This window comes from Kibdelosporangium phytohabitans, from assembly GCF_001302585.1.
Lineage (GTDB): Bacteria > Actinomycetota > Actinomycetes > Mycobacteriales > Pseudonocardiaceae > Kibdelosporangium > Kibdelosporangium phytohabitans.
In genome coordinates, this window is record NZ_CP012752.1 from 3,928,926 (window position 1) to 3,944,710 (window position 15,785).

Annotated in this window: 16 protein-coding genes; 14 read left to right on the top strand and 2 right to left on the bottom strand. The window is 68.7% G+C overall.

Annotated elements, in window-relative coordinates; translation table 11 throughout:
* Positions 1-3 precede the first annotated feature (3 nt).
* The 14 genes from AOZ06_RS18090 to AOZ06_RS18155 are packed head-to-tail and all read left to right on the top strand — an operon-like array spanning position 4 to position 14,059.
* The gene (locus AOZ06_RS18090; protein ID WP_054290481.1) at positions 4-978 is read left to right on the top strand and encodes an NAD-dependent epimerase/dehydratase family protein; all 975 of its coding nucleotides are present in this window, start codon (positions 4-6) and stop codon (positions 976-978) included.
* On the top strand, positions 975-2,498 hold the full coding sequence (locus tag AOZ06_RS18095) for a PEP-utilizing enzyme (RefSeq protein WP_054290482.1): 1,524 nt from the start codon (positions 975-977) through the stop codon (positions 2,496-2,498). The genes AOZ06_RS18090 and AOZ06_RS18095 overlap by 4 nt, the downstream gene beginning before the upstream one ends.
* Positions 2,485-2,745, top strand: a complete 261-nt coding sequence (locus tag AOZ06_RS18100) for a phosphopantetheine-binding protein (RefSeq protein WP_083471771.1) — start codon at positions 2,485-2,487, stop codon at positions 2,743-2,745. The genes AOZ06_RS18095 and AOZ06_RS18100 overlap by 14 nt, the downstream gene beginning before the upstream one ends.
* Positions 2,745-3,365, top strand: coding sequence for a hypothetical protein (locus tag AOZ06_RS18105; RefSeq protein ID WP_054290484.1), 621 nt, complete (start codon positions 2,745-2,747; stop codon positions 3,363-3,365). The genes AOZ06_RS18100 and AOZ06_RS18105 overlap by 1 nt, the downstream gene beginning before the upstream one ends.
* Complete coding sequence (locus tag AOZ06_RS18110) at positions 3,365-4,408, top strand: PEP-utilizing enzyme (protein ID WP_054290485.1); 1,044 nt, start codon at positions 3,365-3,367, stop codon at positions 4,406-4,408. Before AOZ06_RS18105 ends, AOZ06_RS18110 begins: the two co-directional genes overlap by 1 nt.
* Positions 4,405-5,148: a maleylpyruvate isomerase family mycothiol-dependent enzyme gene (locus tag AOZ06_RS18115; protein ID WP_054290486.1), complete on the top strand. Its 744-nt coding sequence runs from the start codon at positions 4,405-4,407 to the stop codon at positions 5,146-5,148. Before AOZ06_RS18110 ends, AOZ06_RS18115 begins: the two co-directional genes overlap by 4 nt.
* A gap of 8 nt (positions 5,149-5,156) precedes the next feature.
* On the top strand, positions 5,157-5,627 hold the full coding sequence (locus tag AOZ06_RS18120) for an SRPBCC family protein (protein ID WP_054290487.1): 471 nt from the start codon (positions 5,157-5,159) through the stop codon (positions 5,625-5,627).
* Complete coding sequence (locus AOZ06_RS18125) at positions 5,624-7,108, top strand: flavin-containing monooxygenase (RefSeq protein ID WP_054290488.1); 1,485 nt, start codon at positions 5,624-5,626, stop codon at positions 7,106-7,108. The genes AOZ06_RS18120 and AOZ06_RS18125 overlap by 4 nt, the downstream gene beginning before the upstream one ends.
* Positions 7,109-7,789 carry a methyltransferase domain-containing protein gene (locus AOZ06_RS18130; RefSeq protein ID WP_054290489.1) on the top strand — a complete coding sequence of 227 codons (681 nt, stop codon included), beginning with the start codon at positions 7,109-7,111 and terminating at the stop codon, positions 7,787-7,789.
* Positions 7,790-7,822: 33 nt separating this feature from the next.
* Positions 7,823-9,364 (top strand): class I adenylate-forming enzyme family protein, encoded by a 1,542-nt coding sequence (locus tag AOZ06_RS18135; RefSeq protein WP_054290490.1) that lies wholly within the window; start codon positions 7,823-7,825, stop codon positions 9,362-9,364.
* Between the two features lie 21 nt (positions 9,365-9,385).
* On the top strand, positions 9,386-10,330 hold the full coding sequence (locus tag AOZ06_RS18140; RefSeq protein ID WP_054290491.1) for a prenyltransferase: 945 nt from the start codon (positions 9,386-9,388) through the stop codon (positions 10,328-10,330).
* 27 nt (positions 10,331-10,357) lie between these two features.
* The gene (locus AOZ06_RS18145; RefSeq protein WP_054296719.1) at positions 10,358-12,520 is read left to right on the top strand and encodes an MMPL family transporter; all 2,163 of its coding nucleotides are present in this window, start codon (positions 10,358-10,360) and stop codon (positions 12,518-12,520) included.
* Positions 12,517-13,506, top strand: coding sequence for an NADPH:quinone reductase (locus tag AOZ06_RS18150; RefSeq protein WP_225954799.1), 990 nt, complete (start codon positions 12,517-12,519; stop codon positions 13,504-13,506). The genes AOZ06_RS18145 and AOZ06_RS18150 overlap by 4 nt, the downstream gene beginning before the upstream one ends.
* 19 nt (positions 13,507-13,525) lie before the next feature.
* A complete protein-coding gene (locus AOZ06_RS18155; RefSeq protein ID WP_054290492.1) occupies positions 13,526-14,059 on the top strand; it encodes a PPOX class F420-dependent oxidoreductase in 534 nt (177 codons plus the stop codon).
* 21 nt (positions 14,060-14,080) lie between these two features.
* Here AOZ06_RS18155 and AOZ06_RS18160 read toward each other — a convergent pair whose 3' ends face one another.
* Together AOZ06_RS18160 and AOZ06_RS18165 are read right to left on the bottom strand one after the other, a co-directional pair.
* On the bottom strand, positions 14,081-14,542 hold the full coding sequence (locus tag AOZ06_RS18160) for an SRPBCC family protein (protein ID WP_054290493.1): 462 nt from the start codon (positions 14,540-14,542) through the stop codon (positions 14,081-14,083).
* A 78-nt stretch (positions 14,543-14,620) separates the two neighbouring features.
* Positions 14,621-15,724 (bottom strand): transposase, encoded by a 1,104-nt coding sequence (locus AOZ06_RS18165; protein ID WP_054290494.1) that lies wholly within the window; start codon positions 15,722-15,724, stop codon positions 14,621-14,623.
* Positions 15,725-15,785 lie beyond the last annotated feature (61 nt).

Genomic DNA, 15,785 nt, shown 5'->3' on the forward strand with positions numbered 1-15,785 from the left:
GTAATGATTCTCGGTGGCTCCGGCTACCTGGGCTCCGCGATCGCGCAGGTCTGCGACCGGGCCGGTGCCCAAGTCCGTGTCGTGTCCCGCAGCGGTGAAGCCTTTGCGGGTGAGGGCGTGCGCGGTGACGTCCGGATGCCGCGCCTCGGCCTGCCGCCCGCAGCGCTCAAGCAGGTGCAGGACACCACACACGTCGTGTTCACCTTCGGCTCGGTGTCGTGGACGTCCGGACCCGGCCAGGCATTGGAGACGCACAGCGCGGGAACCAAGTCCGCGCTGGAGTTCCTGCGCCAGTTGCCCAACCTCGAACAAGCCGTGCACGTGTCGTCCCTGCTGGCGCTCGGGCGCTCCGAGGGCCGGGTGACCAACCGGGAGCTCTACACCGGACAGAAGTTCCGCAACTGGTACGAGTACGGCAAGTACTGCGCGGAACGGCACGTCCGCGACACGCCGGACCTGCCGGTCGGCATCGTCCGGTTCGGCCCGATCCTGGGGCCGGACCCGCGCGGTGGCCGCCTGGACACCACGCACAGCCTGCCCGCGGTCTTCCCGCACCTGCTCGCCGGATACCCGGTCCACCTGGCCGGGCGCGGTGACTTCCCGTCCTGGGTCACCGATGTGTACTCGGCCGCCGAGATCGTGCACAAGGCGCTGCGCAATCCGATCGGGCGGGACACCTGGTCGTGGTTCGACCCCGCGAAACCCACGTTGCGTGAGGTGTTCGAGGAGGTCTGCCGCCCGTGGGGGACGGTGCCGAAGATCCTCGAGGCCAAGCCGCTGGGCAGGCTCGTGAAGCTGTTCGGCGAACGGATGGGCACGCCTGCCGAGCTCGCCGAGTACACCGACCCGTGGTTCGACCTGGACCCGGCGATCCTCGACGACATCCCACGGCCGTGGCCGATCCCGGAGCCCGGCTACCTGGCCGCGACCGGCCAGTCCCTGTTGGGTGCGCGTGCCGGACGGGGGATCAGCGCATGACCGAGATCGCACAAAGCGGACAGACGCTGTCGGTCGACACGGACACGCACCCGTACTTCCGGGTCTACTCCGCGGGCAACTTCGGTGAAGTCGCCCCGGAGCGGCTCTCGCCGATGTCGTGGTCGCTCGTCGGTGACCCGATGGAACGCGGAACCCGTGCGCTGGCGCAGCGACTGTGGGGACGGCCCGCGTGGGCCGAGGGCGCGCACTACGTGTTCGTCGGTTACTTCGGCTGCCGCCCATACCACAACCTTGCCGCCTACTCGCACCTGTCGCGGTCCATCCCGGGACTGCAGGCCAAGGACGTGACCGACGCGTACTTCGAAGGCATCGACGCGCCGCCGGAGATCACCGCGCTGCGGCCCAGCAAGGCACGACAGGTGGCAGGCGCCACGAAACTGCTGAACGAACTCCGGCTGATCGGCCCGCGCCTGCGTGAGCTGGAGGAGAAGGTCGCCGAGCTGGAGTGGGGGCTGCGCGCCGCGACCACCAACGACAGCCAGATCGCGCTGTTCGGCGTGCTCAAGAACGCGCTGCCGGTGCTGAAGGAGGCCTGGCAGCTGCACATCCTCACGACCTCGGGCTGCGTCCCGATGCGCGTGGTGCAGCGCCGCGCCTACAGCAAGCTCGTCCGGCACGGCGACGAGGTCGCGCACTGGCTGACGAGGCCGCGTGAACTGGTCTGGGACCGGTTGCACACCGCCGCGTCCACGATGGACCCGTTCGGGCCGGGTGACTTCCTCGACTCCTCGTTCTACGAGGTCGCCGACAGTTCGGACCCGTGGCAGGACTACGCCGTGCGGCACAAGCGAGCCGCCGCCAAGAACAGCGAGAACACCGTTTCGCTCGTGGATCCCGCCGAGGCGGTGGCGGGCATGCTGACGCCGTGGCGCAGGCACGCCGTGCAAGCGCTTGCGGTGGCAGTCGGCGAGGTCATGGCGGGCCGTGAGCACTCGAAGTCACTGGCCATGCGGACACTGCACGTCTACCGCAGGCTGCTGCCCGCGCTGGCGGAGTCCCTCGGCGCGGGCGCGGAGCTGTGGCCGTACCTGACGATCAGCGAGTTCGAGGAACTGGCGACCAGGCCGGGCTTGGTGCAGCGCGCGCTGCCCAGGGTCGAGGCGTGCCGCCAGGCGCTGACGGTTCCCATGCCCGAGCACTTGGACCTGACGAGCGACGACGGCGAGTTCAGGCCGTGGCAGAGCCGGACCGTGCAGGCACAGCGCGGGGTCGCGCCCGGCATCGGTGTCGGCACCGCGATGACGCCGGACGGCGACCTGCCGGACGAGGCCGTGATCATCGTCTGCAGCTCGGCGGACGCGGACATCGCGCCGTTGCTGCCGTTCGCCGCCGGTGTGCTCAGCGAACGCGGCAGCGAACTGTCCCACATCGCCATTCTGGCCAGGGAGTACGGAGTTCCCTGCGTCGTCGGGTATCCCGGCGCGGCGGCACTGCCACCTGGCACGGCCGTGTCGATCAACGGCAGCACTGGAGAGGTGACCATCCTTGAGCACTCCTAACAGCGTGAGCGCCACGACACTGACCGCGGTGGAGGAGGTGTACCGCGACGTCAAGCGGGTCCACAGGGAGCTGCGGCGCGAGGACCGGATCATCGAGGACCTCGCGGTCGACTCGCTGGCCACCCTGGAGATCCTGCTGGCGCTCGAAGAGAGGTTCGGCGTGTCCCTCGTGGACAACCCGGCGGCAGCGGGCGTGCGGACCGTCGGTGACCTCGTCGACCTGATCGACGAGCTGCCGGAGGCGTGATGAGCAAGGTATCCATCGCGTTCGACGTCCTGCACGCACTGGCTGTCAAAGGCATGGCGCAGGCCGGGCCGCTGGCGGTCAGCAGCGGTGTCAGCGGGGACGAGCTGAACGAGGAACTGGCCAGGATCACCGAGGAAGGCCTGGCCAACCACATGGCGGGCCGCGGCCTCTGGCGGATCACGCCGGACGGCCGCGCCAAGCACGCGCAGCTGCTCCACGAGCAGCTCACCGATGACACCAGGCAACGGCTGCGCCCGCTCTACGAGCAGTTCCTGCCGTTGAACACCACGTTCAAGGAAACGTGCACCCGCTGGCAGATCCGCGGCGGCGCGGCCAACGACCACACCGACACCGCCTACGACCAGGGGCTGATCGGCGAACTCGGCGAGATCCACGCCGCAGCGGCCGGCCTGATCGGCCGGCTGGCGCAGGTGGCGGCCCGGTTCGGCCGGTACGCCGACCGGCTCGCCGACGCGCTCACCCGGGTGCGTGGTGGCGAGGTGAAGGCGTTCACCGGCGTGCTGAACGAGTCCTACCACGACATCTGGATGGAACTGCACAAGGACCTGTTGCTGTCGCTGGACATCGACCGGGCAACCGAAGAGGCAAGGCAGAACTGATGGACGCGTTGGTGCGGCTCACCGGCGGGCTCGGCGACGGCGATCGCCCGTCGATGGGCGGGAAAGCAGTCGGATTGTCGGCGTTGGTCCGTGCCGGAGCGCGGATCCCCGAGACGTGGCTGTTGCCGGTGGGGGCGCACCTCGGCGACCGGGAGCTGGCGGCGCTGGCGTCTGCCGCCCACCGCTGGGCGGTGCGCAGCTCGGCGAGTGTCGAGGACGGCACCGCGTTGTCGTACGCCGGGATGTTCGCGAGTGAGCTGGATGTTCCCGTGGCGGACCTCGCCGGTGCGGTAGCCCGGGTGCAGTCCTCGGCGGGCAGTGACCGTGTCGCCTCCTACCGGGAGCGCTTCGGCATCCGCGACAGCGAGGTGCGGATGGCTGTGTTGTTGCAGCCGTTCGAGGCGCCCGTGTGCAGCGGTGTGTGGCTGGGACGCAGTCATGGTGAGGGGCGCTTGGAGTGGGTGCGCGGCCGTGGCGACGCGTTGGTGTCCGGTGTGGTCACACCGGAATGGGAGGAGTGGACGCTGGACGGCGGTTCCTCGCCGCGACCGTTGGCGTACGAGGGCACCGCTGTCGGTGTGGCGTGCCTTGAGCTGCAACGTGATCTGGGCGTCCCGGCGGACCTGGAGTTCGCGGTGCTGGAATCGGGACTGGTGTGGCTGCAGTTCCGGCCGATGACCACCAGTCTCGCCGCTCCCACCCGGAGATCCACAGTGGAATCGAGCGCGGTCGTGCACGGCACGCCTGCGTCGCCGGGTACGGCGAGCGGGCCGGCGCTGCTGGTGCGTGACGTGGCCGACCCGGCGTGGAAACCGGGAACCGTGCTGCTCACCGAGGAAACCGACCCGGACTGGGTGCCGCTGATGGCCGAGGCCGCGGCGCTGGTCACCGCTGAGGGCGGCATGCTCTGCCACGCGGCCATCGTCGCCAGGGAACTGGGAGTTCCCTGCGTGACCGGAGTGGGCTCACAGGCATTGACACGGCTGGGATCCGGTTCGGCACTGGCCGTCGACGGCACGGCGGGCAAGGTGACAGTGCTGTGATCGAGGAAGTCGCGGACCTGACAGCCGAGCAGCGTGCCCTGGCCGTGCTGCTGTACAGCGTCGACGACAAGGACTGGCGACGGCCGTCCGCCGCGGCGGGGTGGACTCTGCGCGACCAGGTCGCGCACCTCGCCGACACCGAAGAGGTCGCCGCGGACACGTTGACGGGCGGGCCACGGGCGTTCGCCGACGCCGTCTCCCCGTACCGGAGCGCCGAGGACTTCACGGCCGCGGGATGTCGCCGTGGGGACGGCCTCAGTGCCGAAGACCTGATCGAATGGTGGGACGTGGCCGCCGCGAAAACCCGCGCGTTGCTGGCCGAGCACCCGGACGAGGACCGCGTGGGCTGGGGATTCGGCATGCCCGCGCGGACGTTCGTGATGGCACGGCTGATGGAGCACTGGGCGCACAGCCTGGACATCACCGACGCGCTGGGGCTCCCGGTGGCCGAGACACCGCGTGCACGGCACGTGGCCTGGCTGGGCCTGCGGACTCTGCGCTACGCGTTCGGCCGTGCGAAGGTGCGGCCGCCCGCCGGGCACACGCTGCGGCTGGAACTGACCGGAATGGACGGTGTGTACGAGACCGGGCCCGAGGACGCCACCGACGTGCTGCGTGGTCCGCTGATCGAGTGGTGCCGCGTGGCCACCCGCCGGTCCAAGCACGGGAGCCCGGATTCGCTGCGACCGGACGGTCCGCTGGCCGAGCTCGCCGTGAAACACGCACGGGCCTACCTGTAGGGGGAGAGATGGTCAAGGTCGAAGTGCAGAGCGTGTTCGCGTGCACCCCTGAGGCGTACCTGGAGTTCGTGATGGACCCCGAGCGCTACAGCGAGGTCGACGACAAGATCAACGACATCGGCTGGGTGCGCCGCGACGGGGACGTCTGCCAGTTCCTGTTCCGGCCGAGCCTGCCGGGGATGTCACTGCCGGAACCCAGAGCGGTGTCCCGGATGAGCCTGACCCCCGGTGAACGCGTCGACGTCCGGCTGGCCCCGGTGGCCCGCAACGCGCTCAACCGGCTGGTGTCCAAGTTCAGCGCCCGGTTCTCGTGCGTGCCGGTCGACGGCGGGATCCGCGTCACGCGGATGATCTCGTTCGACTTCAACCCGGTGGTCCGCTGGTTCTTCGAACCACGGGTGCGGCAGGCGTTGCAGGCGTCCGTGGAACGGGAACACGTGCTCGCCAAGCCGTTGCTGGAGCAGGGAGGACAGCGATGAGCTCAGCGAACGGATCCGGAGAGCAGCACGCCCACGTCGTCGTGGTCGGTGCCGGGCTTTCGGGCGTAGCGGCGGCCGCGAAGCTGCGTGCCGCCGGGATCTCGGACTTCCTGGTGCTGGAGAAGGCCGACGGGGTCGGCGGGACATGGCGTGAGAACACGTATCCCGGCTGTGCCGTGGACATCCCGTCACCGGTCTACTCGTTCTCGTTCAACCCCAACCCGGACTGGACGCGCAACTTCGCCGGGCAGGCCGAGCTGCTGGCGTACATCGACGACACGGTGGAGAAGTTCGGGCTGCGCCCGCGCATGCGGTTCGGCACGGAACTGCTGGAGGCCACCTGGTCGGCGAAGCGGCAGCTGTGGGAACTGAAGACCAGCCGTGGCCGGTACACCGCGCGGCACGTCGTGTTCGCCTCCGGCCTGCTGCACGAACCGCGGCTGCCGGACGTTCCCGGCCTGGACGAGTTCACCGGCGAGGCGTTCCACTCGGCGCGCTGGGACCACGGCGTGGACCTGCGGGGCAAGCGGGTCGCGGTGATCGGCACCGGTTGCTCGTCGATCCAGCTCGTGCCGGAGATCCAGCCGCTGGTGGACAAGCTCTACGTGTTCCAGCGGACCGCCGCGTGGGTCATCCCGAGGCTCGACTTCCGGATGCCCAAACCGGTCCGGCGGCTGTTGCGCCGGGTTCCGGCCGCCCAGCGGCTGTTGCGCGGCGCGATCGACGTGATCCTGCGGTCGATGGGCGCGGTCATGCGCGACGCGAAGCTGGCGCGGCTGCTCAACCCGGTGGGCAGGCTCGTGCTGCGCCGCCAGGTCCGTGATCCCGAGTTGCGCGCCAAGCTGACCCCGAAGTTCACCGTCGGCTGCAAACGGCTGTTGCTCTCCAACACGTATCTGCCGGCGATGTCCCAGCCCAACGCCGAACTCGTCCCGCACGCCCTCGCCGGGGTGAAGGGCAACGAACTGGTCGCGGCCAATGGTGACCGGATCGAGGCGGACGTGATCGTGTTCGCGTCGGGTTTCGAACTGCGTCATCCGCCCATCGCGGCACGGATCCGTGGCCGTGACGGCCAGTTGTTGTCCGAAGTGTGGGCACAGCACAGCCCTCAGGCGTACCGTGCGACCACACTGCCGTCCGTGCCCAACGCGTATCTCCTGCTGGGCCCGAACATCGTCATGTACAACTCGTTGCTGGCCCTGGCCGAGAGCCAGCTGGACTACGTCGTCGACGCGATCCGCACAGCCGAGTCCCGCGGCATCTCGTCGTGGGAGATCCGGCCGGAGGCGTTCCGCGCCTACAACCAGGCCGTCCAGCGCGACCTCGCGCCGAGCGTCTACAACAGCGGCGGCTGCGGCAGCTTCTACATCGACGAGTCCGGCCGCAACTTCGTGACGTGGCCGTGGTCGGTCAAACGCCTGCGCCGCGACCTGTCCCGGTTCGACGTGGAGAACTACGACACCATCCTTGCGGAGAAGTGAATGTACGACTACACGCAGTCCTTGACCCGCAGCCGGATCAGCCGTGAGAAGGGCAGGCAGATCCGGGAGATCGACCTGCGCGGTGAACAGTGGACAGTGCTGCCCGACGTGTTCTCACCCAGCGACAGCCGCTCCAGCCTCGCCCACCTCGACCTGCTGGACTTCCCGGCGGGCGGTGCTTTCCTGGAGATCGGCACCGGCACCGGGCTCATCGCCGTGAGCGCCGCCCGCGCCGGGTGCGCGGTGGTCTACGCCAGCGACATCAACCCGGCGGCCGTGCGCAACAGCGAGCTCAACGCGCAGCGGTTCGGCGTCGCCGACCGGGTCACCGCGGTCCACAGCGACCTGTTCGACGCGCTGGCGGGCGCGCCCAAGTTCGACATCGTCTACTGGCACTCGAACAACGTCTGGGTGCCGCCGACGCTCGAACTGGAGAACCTGCACGAACTCGCGTACGTCGACCCCGGCTACGAAGCACACCGCCGGTTCTTCCGCGAGGCGCACGACCACCTGACGCCCGACGGCCAGGTGCTGCTCGCGTTGAGCAGCCGCGCCGGACGGGCCGAACTGGAAGAGCTCGCCGCCCACGAAGGCCGCGTGCTCAAGTCCGTGACGTCCGCGCTGAGCGAGGAGCCGGAAGGCATGGTCACCTACGAGCTGGTCGAAGTCGTCCCCGCCTGAGTCGTTACGAGAGACACCGAGGAGAGGATCGCGTTGATCTTCGACAAGCTGCTGGCGCTGCCCAGCGACGCCGAGCCGTGGGTGGTCGACCACCAGCCGATCATCGTCGCGGCGCAGGACGAGCGGATCCACCCCGGCGACATCGCCGACGCCGCCTCGCGCACGGCCACCGCGCTGCTCGCGCACGGGGTCGTGCCCGGCAAGCGGTGCGTGGTGTGGCTGGAGTCGCCGACCGACATCATCGTGGCCTACGCGGCGATCACCGCGCTGGACGCCGTGCCCGTCCTGATCAGTCCCAGCCTCGACGGACCGACGCTGAAAGCCATGGTGGCCGACGTCTCCGGCATCACGGCGGTGATCGCCGCCGACGACCGGCTCGCCGAGACCCAGCAGTTGCTGTCGGGTATCGAGCACGTCGACTGGCGTGCGGTGGCGTCGGATCTGCCGCAGCGGAAGCGGTTCACGCGGCCACGCGAGGTCGCGTCGGAGGCGCCGTACGTCGTGGTGCACACGTCCGGCACCACCGGCGTGCCGAAGCTGGTCGAGTGCTCCAGCGCCAGCATCCGGTTCAACGCCAGGGTCCAGGCCGTGATCCACTGGGCCACGCGGTTGCAGGGGCACCTGGCGCTGGCGATCTCGCCCGTGCACGGCCGGACCGTCGTCGGCATCCTCGCCGGCCTGATGCGGCGGGCGCCGTTCCTGTTGCTGGCGGACGATTCCCCGGAGAACGTCGAACGGATGCTCAAACGGCACCGGCCGACCTACCTGGAGACGCACCCGAACACGTTCCGCGCGTGGCAGCACCTCTCGCCGGGCGGGGCGTTCAGGTCGGTCCGGTTCTTCGGCGCCGGGTTCGACGTGATCCACCCGGACACCGTGCGCGCCCTGCTCAGGGGATCACGGCACCGGTTCGCGCTGTGCGTCGAGGTATACGGCCAGAACGAGTCCGGCCCGATCGCGATCCGCAGCCACCTCAAGGGCGTCCCGGGCATCGCGAGGCTGCGGCGCCGCAAGCAGCTCGGCGGGCACGGCGTCGGCATGCGGTTCACGTTCTGCCGCGTGCGCATCCTCGACGAGTCCGGCAAACCCGTGCCCACCGGGCAGCCCGGCCGGATCGTGGTCCGCACGCCCGGCGTGTTCTCCGGCTACATCAACCGGCCGGACCTGACGTCCAAGAACTACCCGCTCAAGCGGTGGTGGGACACCGGCGACTGGGGCTCGAAGTCGCGGTTCGGCACGATGACGCTGATCGACCGCACGGTCGAGCGTGTCTCCGGCGCGCAGAGCGGCATCGCGATCGAGGACATCCTGCTGGAGAAGTTCCCCGACTTCCTGGAACTGGTCGTACTGGACTACGACGGCGTGCTGCAGCCGGTGCTGTCGGTCCGGCCGGGCACCGAGTTCCCGCCGGGGCGGTGGCGGTCGGAGTCGAGCGGGCTCGCCGCGATGGCCGAGCCGATCATCATCCCCGACAACGAGTTCCCGCGCACCGTCACCGGGAAGATCAAGCGGGAAGTGCTGAAGAAGTCGATCGCCGACCGGGTCGCGTCGCGCGACCTGACCGTCGTTTCCTGACGACGACCTAGGAGATATGCGATGACCGCGACCAGTGTGACCCCCGCGGCGGCGGCCGGGTCCAAGTTCGTGGCGTACATGCGCCTCGGCAAGGCACGGATCTACCACCACGCCTACGGCTGGGTGCTCGCCATGCTGCTGCTCAACCTGGACGGTCTGATCACCGGGCAGACGGTCGCGGCGGCGGTGCTGACCCTGGTGATGGTGTGCACCACCCAGTGGGCAGGGGGTGCCGCCGACGACCTCGGCGGCTACCGTGACGGCAGCGACGCGCAGAACTACGCGGGCCGCCCGGCCAAGACGGTCGCGAAGAAGCCGTTGCTGACCGGCGCTCTCACCGAGACGCAGGCGGTGCGGTTCGGCGTGGCGATGGCCGTCGTCGCGGTCGCTTCCGGATTGCTCGCCGCTTTCACCACCGACGGCCGTTCGCCACTAAGTGCGGTTCTGGTCATGCTTTTCGCGCAATTCTGTTCGTGGCAGTACTCGATCGGCGTGAAACTCAGTTACCGGCCATTCGGTCTCGAGCTGACGATCTTCTTCGTGATCAGCTGCATCGCGTTGCTGCCGTACTGGCTGATCGCCGGTTCGCTGAACCCGGAAATCCTGCTCACGGGCGCGCTCGTCGGCATGTGGTTCCTGATGATCGTGTTCTACGGCAACGCTTCCGACCGCGAGGGCGACTCGAAGGTGGCCCGGCACACCCTCGCTGTCCTGTTGCCACAGCCGGTGTTCAAAGCCGTTCTCGCCCTGCTTTTCGCCATCAGTGTCACATTGCTCGCATTGCTGTTCACCACGACGCGGTTCACCCCGGTTCTGGGGCTGACCGTGATACCGGTCATCGTCATGCACGCCGTGCAGTTGTACTACGGTGCGGTGCGGAGTGACTGGCGCAAAGCCCGATTCATCGGTCTTTCCTCGGTCGACCTTGGATGTCTGGGGCTCGCGCTGGCGTTCGTCTTGCACTGACAGCACAGGACTGCAGGGGGAGTGGACATGCTGGGGTGGATTGCCGGTGTCGTGCGCCGGCGTTCCCGACTGATCCTGGTGATCAGTGGGCTTTTCGTGGTGGCCGCCGGGGTGCTGGCGACCGGGGCGATGGGCAAGGTCAAGGTCGGCGGCTACCTGGACGAGAGCTCGGACTCCAGCGTCGCCGCCGAGCGGATCGACTCGCGGTTCGGCGGCCAGTACAACCTGTTCGTGCTGGTCAAGCCGAACAGCGGCACGCTGGACTCGGCCGAGGTGCTCGCCGAGGGCACCCGGCTGACCGAGGCGCTGGGCAGAGAGTCGACGTTGAGCAACGTCCTGTCCTACTTCCCCGGCAAGGTCGCCGCGCTGAAGTCCGAGGACGGCTCGTCGGCGCTGATCGCCGCGCACGTCGCCGGGGACGAGGACACCTCACTGAAGAACACCCAGGCGCTGTACGACAAGTACCACGCCACGGACGGTCCGGTGACCGTCCATTTCGGTGGTGTGCAGGGCGTGGCCAGGGACGTCTACGAAGAGGTGCAGCGCAGCCTGATCGTGGCCGAGGCCATCGCCGTGCCGGTGACGCTGGTGTTGCTGGTGCTGGCGTTCGGCAGCGTGGTGGCGGCGCTGCTGCCGCTGGTGATCGGCCTGCTGGCGATCGTCGGCACGTTCGGTGAGATCGCGCTGCTCGGCGGCGTCACCGACGTGTCCATCTTCGCCGTCAACCTGACCACCGCGCTGGGTCTCGGCCTCGGCATCGACTACGCGCTGTTCATGGTCGCGAGATTCCGGGAACGGCTGACCGCGGGCGACACGGTTGCCGACGCGGTCGAGACCACTGTCCGGACATCCGGCCGGACCATCCTGTTCTCCGCGTTCACCGTCGCCGCGGCACTGGCGGCGATGGCGGTCTTCCCGTTGTTCTACCTGCGTTCGCTCGCGTTCGCCGGCGTCGGCGTCGTGGTCATCGCCGCGCTGGCGTGCCTGTTCGTGATCCCGGCGCTGCTCAACCTGCTCGGCCACCGGGTGAACGCGCTGAAGCTGCCGTGGTCGAAGTCCCTGCGCGGCTCGGACGCGCCCTTCTGGGGCAAACTGGCGGGCGGTGTCGCGAAACGCCCGCTGCGGGCCGTGATCCCGGTCGTCATCGTGCTGCTGTTCCTCGCGGTTCCCGTCCTGCACGCCCAGTTCGGCAACGTCGACGACCGCGTGCTGCCCGCGGAGACCGAAAGCCGCGCGGCGAACGACACGGTCCGGACCGCCTTCGACGGCGTCAACTCGTCCGCTGTCGACGTTGTCGTGCTGGGCAGCCTGGACGGCCCCGCGGTGGCTCGGTACGCGGGCCGGCTTTCCGGCATGCCCGGCGTGGTCAGCGTCCAGTCCAGTGCGGGAGCGTACGTCCAGGGCACCCTCGCGGTGCAGCTACCGGCCGACGCGGCGCGCGGGAAGCCGGACGCGCAGTGGTTGAGCGTGGCGACCAAGGACGAGCCGAAGTCGGACGCCAAACTGGACTTCGTCGAGTCGTTGCGCGCCTTGCCCGCGCCACCGGGAACCAGTGTGCTGGTCGGCGGCACGGACGCCGAGCTGATCGACACCCAGCAGGCGATCGGCGACCGGCTGCCGTGGGCGATCGCGATCATCGTCCTGATCACGTTCGTCGTGCTGTTCCTGTTCACCGGCAGCGTGTTGCAGCCGGTGCGGGCACTGGTGCTCAACGGCATCAGCATGGCCGCGACCTTCGGCATCGTGGTGTGGGGCTTCCAGGACGGGCATCTGGCCGGGATGTTCGGGTTCACCGCCCAACCGGTGGACACCGCAATCACGGTGCTGATCTTCTGCGTCGTGTTCGGCGTGTCCATGGACTACGAGGTGTTCCTGATCAGCCGCGTGAAGGAACTGCACGACGCGGGCGCGAGCAACGAGGAAGCGCTGCGCAACGGGATGGCCCGCACCGGGCGCATCGTCTCGGCGGCGGCGGGCATGCTGGCGGTCGTGTTCTTCTCGTTCCTCACCAGCTCGATCAGCTTCCTGCAGTTGTTCGGTGTCGCCGCGGGTGTGGCGATCCTGATCGACGCCATCCTCGTGCGTGGTGTCCTCGTGCCGGGTGCGCTCGCCTTGATGGGCCGCACGGCCTGGTGGTCGCCGCCGCTGCTGCGGAGGGTGCACGAGCGCGTAGGAGTCAAAGAGGAATGACCGTTCCCGAGGAGATGCGGGCCGCGTACATCACCGAGCACGGGCCGTCCGACGCCATCCGCGTCGGCTCGCTGCCCGTGCCGGTTCCCGGGCCGGGTGAGGTCCTCGTCCGTGTGGACGCCGTTGCCGCGAATCACGTGGACACCTTTGTCCGTTCAGGTGCGTACGCCACCGAGATGACGTTCCCGTTCGTGATCGGACGGGACTTGGCCGGCACGGTCGTGCACCAGACCGAGTCGTTCCCGGCCGGTGCCAGGGTGTGGACCAACAGCATGGGCCACAACGGACGGCAGGGAGCTTTCGCCGAGTACGTGGCTGTCCCGCAGGACCGGCTGTACACGCTGCCCAACGGTGTCGGCCCGATCGCCGCCGTGTCCGTCCTGCACACGGCGGGCACCGCGCACATCGGGCTCTACCGTGAGGCACGCATCCGGCCCGGCGAGACGATCGTGGTCGTGGGAGCGGGCGGAGGCGTCGGCAGCGCGGTCTGCCAGCTCGCGTCCGCCGCCGGGGTCCGTGTGCTCGCGGTCGACCGTGCGGAGAACGCCGAATGGTGCCGGGAGCACTGCGGCGCCGCCGCGGTCATCGACCGTGGATCGCCCGGCATCGCCGGTCAGATCGCCACTCTTGCACCGTCCGGTGTGGACGTGTACTGGAACAACTCCGGACGGCACGACTTCGACGAAGTCCTGCCGATCATGGCGCGCGGCGGGCGGATCGTGCTGATGGCGGGAATGGGCAGCCGGGCGGAGCTGCCCGTCGGGGCCGTCTACACCAAGGACATCAGCCTGCACGGCTTCGTGATCAGCAACGCGTCCGCGGCGGACCTGCGCGCCGCGGCGGAAACCGTCAACAGGGAACTGCGCAGCGGGCGCCTGCGCGGCCGGATCAGGGCGGAACTCCCGCTCAGCGAGGCCGCGAAGGCGCACCAGCTGCTGGAATCCGGCACCAACGACAAACCGGGCCGCGTCGTACTTGTCCCGTAGCGGCATCGGGGATTGGGGGATGAACGTGTTGCGAGTGTTCACCAAACAGTGGTGGGAGCAAAGAGTCCTGCGCATGTACGACTCGTGGCGTGACCCGATCACGTGGCACGTCAAGGCGACGGACGGCGCGCCGCAGAACCTGGACCACTTCAGGCGCCGCAGGTTCTGCCTGATGGTCACGTACAAGAAGAACGGCGACCCGGTGCCGTCGGCGATGTGGTTCGGCCTGGACAACGGCCGCGCGTACCTGCGAACCGGGATCGACTCGTTGAAGGTGCGGCGGATTCGCCGCAACCCCAACGTGTTGTTCGCGCCGTCGAACATCCGGGGCAAGCCGGTCGGAGCTGTCATCCCCTGCGTCGCGCGCCTGCTGCCCGACGAGGAGAAGCCACGCGCGGCGAAGATCATCATCGACGCGTACGGCATCGGCCGCAAGGTCTACGACAAGACGGTGGCGACGGTGTACGAGGAAGCGGCGTACATCGAGATCACCCCGGTCGCGCTGCTGGAAGCCGAGAAGGCAGCCGCGGCCAGGCAGAGCCGGGCCGACTGAGCCGGTCCACGGGCCGGGACGCTAGGTCCTGTCGCGTTCGAGGTACGCCTTGGCCAGGCGTACCTCGTCGCGCACGTCCTTGTTCAACCACTTGCGCAACATCGGTTCAGCCAGCCATCCGATGAACGGCTTGAAGTCGAAGTTCAGGGTGCGGACCAGCTGGGTCCCGCCGTCGACCGGGGTGCACACGAAGCTCGCGGTGAAGTTCGACGCCAGCCGGGTCATCTTGTTGGCAGGCGGTGGCGCGAGGGCGACGTCCACTCGCTTGCCGGGGGTCAGGGTCATCCGGGACACCGTCGGCGGGCCGGGCAGACCGGCCAGCTTGGAGCGGAACTTGAACTCGGTGACGTTGCCTTCCCTGCGCACCCACACCACCGGGCGGATCTTGGTGTCCACCTCGGCGTACCGTTCGGGATCCATCGCGAACTCGAGCAACTCGTCCGGTGTGCAGGCGATGACTTCGGTGACTTCTACCGTGAGCATTCCCCGATTTTAACCGTGGATGGCGCGTTCCGGCCGGTCGGACCGGAACGCGCCACCCACCCGCAGCGTGGAGTTCGCTCAGACCGGCACTGGTTCCTCGGTCAGTTCACTGGCGAACTGCACCGCCATCGCCAATGTCATGTGCCTGTGCCACCCGACCCAGCCGCGTACTTCGTAGCGGTCGAGCTGGGATCGGGTGCGGATCGCGCGCCAGCGCCGGTCGAGGTGGCGCATCTCCGCCATGGCGTGCCCCATCCCGTTGGGGGACAGGGGGTGGTGCATGCAGGCCCGGAAGTAGCTGGTGCTGGCCCGTTTCCCGGCAGTGGCGAACGGCGGGGTCGGTGTCAGCGTGACCGTCATCGGAGACGGCCGCTGCCGGGACATCTGCCTTGGCACGAGATCCGCTCTGCACCCGGCCGGCGTCCTCGGCTCGGCCGACTCGTCCAGCTGGCCGAGTTCCGCCGAGGTGAGCCAGGTCAGGTGCGGGATCTGCTGTTGCTGCAACAACATCAACAGCCGCAGCTTGTTCGGGCAGTTGAGTGACAGGTAGATCCGCCGTGGCCGGAACTCGTCGGCTATCGCGCGCTGGATCATGTCCGACGCGATGGCCGACTTGGACCGGTGGCGCACCTCCGGCGGGATGTTGCCCTGCTTGCGCAGCCGTTCGCTCTCCGACCACGCCGGTGGCAGGTACAGGTCGATGTCCAGCAGGAAAACCTTCCTGTCCGGACTGACGTAGAGCAGCGCCACCGCGTTCTGGCAGTTCTGCGCACGGCCGTTCTCCGACGAGAACTGCAGGTCGACGGCGACGGCACGGTTGCCCTTCTTGGCGAAGGTCGCCTCGGTGATGAAGAAGTCGCCGCCCGTCGCCGCGGCCGCACGGGCCATCTCACGGAGTTTCCGGCGGACTTCGGCGTCGTCCCACCGCGCGGTGGTGAGCAGGCGCTGGGCGCCGTCGGCGCGGTACTCCGACTCGTAGGTGGCGATGTTGCGCCGCCCGGCCGACGGTTTGTTGACGATGTTCGCGAGGCCGAACATGTAGTTCAGCGCGCGCATCCGCGGCTCGGCTCTGGCGAAACACGGTGACAGCCGGGAATGCACCGTCCGCAGACAGAATTCGAGCGAACTCGACACAGGCAGCTGCCCGATCGGGCTCGCTGTGGTCTCCCTTGTCTTGGTCATCTTACACGCTCATGTTCTCGAGCTCCCCCAGGAGTTCGGATGACAGTGGTGGACCTTGTGC